Source organism: Acidithiobacillus sp. TH-A36 (genome assembly GCF_057473445.1).
In genome coordinates this window covers 1-3,033 of the sequence record NZ_JBYCKP010000274.1, presented here as the reverse complement: position 1 = coordinate 3,033, position 3,033 = coordinate 1, and the positions used below count along the sequence as shown (strand labels likewise).

The window sequence follows — 3,033 nt, the reverse complement described above, 5'->3', positions numbered from 1 at the left end:
AAAAACAGAGCTTCGTTCTGAATGGAAAAAACTGCCCCCGTTACAGGGCAAAGCCAGCGATTATTTGCAGGCGCGGGATCTTCGTCCGGAAACCCTGCAAACCTATGTCCGTTCCATCCGGACGGAGCGTATCAAACACCATGAAAACATAGCGTTCGCACATGTACGTTTTCTGGAAGACCAAAATGTTTTTCAGATATCAGGTTGGGAGCGCAAAGGCCCCGGGCGGGATGGCAAGTCTTTCTCAGGATTCTCCGGAAACAAAGGGATTGCCGTTTTCGCTCACAAGGATCGGGATCCCAATCAGCCGACTGGTCAGATTCATCTCTGTGAAGCCAGTATTGATGCCTTGAGCAAGGCGCAGCTGGACGAACTGCCCCGACAGGATTTTTATGTTTCTTTAGGCGGCGGATGGGGACGGGAAACAGAACGGGCACTGACTGCCCTGATTGAGCGTCAACAACCGCAAGGCATTGTCATCGGCCTGGACGCAGACGAAACCGGTCGGACCAAGTCCGCTGAACTTCAGAGCCTGCTGACCCAGCATCGTGACAGTAACGGAAAGAATTATGAGATTCTTACGGTCTTTCCAGAAGGGGCCAAAGACTGGAACGAGTTGCTGCAACAGTTTTCCGGGCAACCGCATCTGCACACATTCAAAGTTGAAACCATTGACCAGATCCAGGAAGACGTCATCGCGACCATTCGGGACATGCACACGGGCAAGTTACATGTATCGACTGTCGGATTACCACTCCCTGGAACAAGTGATGTGCATATTCTGGGTCTCGATTTTGAACAGCAGAATCTGATGCTTTCTTCTGGTGTAGAAATAAAGACCGGCACGCTATACGCGCCCGAGGAACAGGGAAAGCAAGGGGTGTTCGTAGAAATATCCCCTACACAGCCTTTTCCCGACCCCGAAGAAGACGTTGAAAATAATCTGGAGATATAGGAGCACCCATGTATTACCACCATGATTACGGGATAGGACACATGCTGGTTTCAGCCATTATTCATGGGCTGATCTATGGATTGATTTTCAAGATATTCCGGCTGATCGGCCTGCCTGGATCCCTTTTATTTGCTGTCTTGATAATCGCGGCTCTCTGGTTCTGGCTGGGTCGCAAATCCCGGGGTATCCGACTTTGACGAAAGCACAGTATTCGGGACTGGAGACTTCCAAAATCACGCTGCGCGTCGATCAGGTACCGCCCGGGTTGGAAATGCCGGTCAGGATGGCTGCGCGGCAACTGGCAAGACAGCTTGGCAAAGATGTTTTGCTGTTTATCAACGGCAAAGAGGTTCCGATCCTCGCCGATTTTCAAAAGCATTAGGAGAAAGTTATGCGCCTGTTCATTGCCGAAAAACCCTCAGTAGCCAGAGCCATTGCCCAGGGACTGGGTAACCCACAAAAAATGGATGGTTTTCTGAAGGTCGGCGATGACAACATCACCTGGTGTTATGGTCACCTGCTAACACTCTGGACTCCGGAAGAAGTCATGTCTGGCAAGCCGAGAGAAAAACAGTCCGTTCCTGCCAGTGCTCTTCCTGTCCTGCCTTCCCCTTTTCGGCTGCGCCCCCGTGATGCGGATGCAGCAAAGCAGGTCCGTAAGATCGGTAACCTGCTGAAGCAGGCACGGGAAGTGATTCACGCTGGAGATCCTGATCGTGAGGGACAATTACTGGTTGATGAGGTCCTCCAATATCTTGGCTGGAATGGCTTGACCCGGCGGCTTTGGCTTTCAGCGGTGGACCCGGAATCCGTGAAGAAGGCGCTGGTATCCATGAAGGACAACAAGGCCATGCAGGCTCTTTCATGTTCTGCAGAAGCACGCTCTCAGGCTGACTGGCTGGTCGGGATGAATGCCAGTATTGCCCTGTCCAGAAATATCCAGGCCAAAGGTGGCTCTGGTATTTGGTCCATTGGCCGGGTACAGACCCCCACTTTGGCCCTGATTGTCCGTAGGGATGAAGAACTGCGCAATTTCCGGTCACGGGAATTCTTTCTGGTCGTGGCACATCTCTCAAATGGTGTTCGCGCCAGATGGCAGATGCCGGAAGATCAGGCAGGTCTTGATGAGGAAGGCAGACTGACTGACCGCTTGCCAGCCGAGGCCATTGCACAGAAAGTTTCAGGCCAGCAGGCCACCGTCACGGCCTTTACCAGGAAGGAAGGCAAGCGCGAAGCTCCGCTTCCCTTTGCCCTGTCTGATCTGCAGAAAGCGGCCAGCGCCAGATATGGACTGTCTGCCGCGCAGGCGCTGGAGGCAGCACAAAAACTTTATGAAGCGGGCGTAACCACCTATCCCAGAACCGATTGCGGATATCTGCCCGAAGAACAGCACGCAGATGCGTCCAGAATCCTTCAGGCGCTGGGCATCAGCGGAGCCGACCCACAGCGCCGCCATCCCGCCTGGAATACCGCCAAGGTTGAAGCCCATCACGGCATCATTCCCACTGGCCAGCCGCTTCCTGCGACTGCCAGCCAGGCCATGGCGAATGTGTATGGGCTGATCCGGATTGCTTACGGGCAACTGTTTTTCCCACCAGAAACCTTTGAACAGCGCGAAGCCAGCTTTGTGATAGCTGGTGAGACTTTTATTGCCCGATCGAAAGTCATTACCGATCCGGGCTGGACCAGCCTCGGGAAAGCGTCAAAAGAGGAAGATGGGGAAGAAAAGCCGGCAGATGACGAAGAATGCGGAAATATTCCGATATACCAGAAAAATGAAAAGACGCACTGCGAGCAGACTGAAGTGGTTTCAAGAACTACAAAGCCACCCAAACCGTACACGGACGGCACACTGATTGCGGCAATGACCCGGGTTCATGCTTTTGTGGATGATCCAAAACTGAAGGCAAGGCTCAGGGAAACGTCTGGCATTGGTACCGAAGCCACCCGGGCAGGCATCATCGAAACCCTGCTGAAACGTGAATACATCGAGCGGAGAAAAAAGGAATTACGTGCTACTGAGCAGGGCGTGCAGCTGGTTCAGATGCTGCGCACGGTTGCCCCGACGGTCGTTGATC

General features: G+C 53.3%; 4 protein-coding genes. All 4 read left to right on the top strand.

What is annotated here, in order from left to right:
- Window positions 1-955, top strand: a 955-nt coding sequence (locus AC2VLY_RS07265; RefSeq protein WP_486893287.1) for a toprim domain-containing protein, incomplete at its 5' end; no start/stop codon positions are given.
- An 8-nt stretch (window positions 956-963) separates the two neighbouring features.
- Window positions 964-1,152, top strand: a complete 189-nt coding sequence (locus AC2VLY_RS07260) for a hypothetical protein (protein ID WP_486922019.1) — start codon at window positions 964-966, stop codon at window positions 1,150-1,152.
- The gene (locus AC2VLY_RS07255) at window positions 1,149-1,337 is read left to right on the top strand and encodes a hypothetical protein (RefSeq protein WP_486893288.1); all 189 of its coding nucleotides are present in this window, start codon (window positions 1,149-1,151) and stop codon (window positions 1,335-1,337) included. The genes AC2VLY_RS07260 and AC2VLY_RS07255 overlap by 4 nt, the downstream gene beginning before the upstream one ends.
- Before the next feature lie 9 nt (window positions 1,338-1,346).
- A partial coding sequence (gene topB / locus AC2VLY_RS07250) for a DNA topoisomerase III (protein WP_486922018.1) occupies window positions 1,347-3,033 on the top strand: 1,687 nt, incomplete at its 3' end.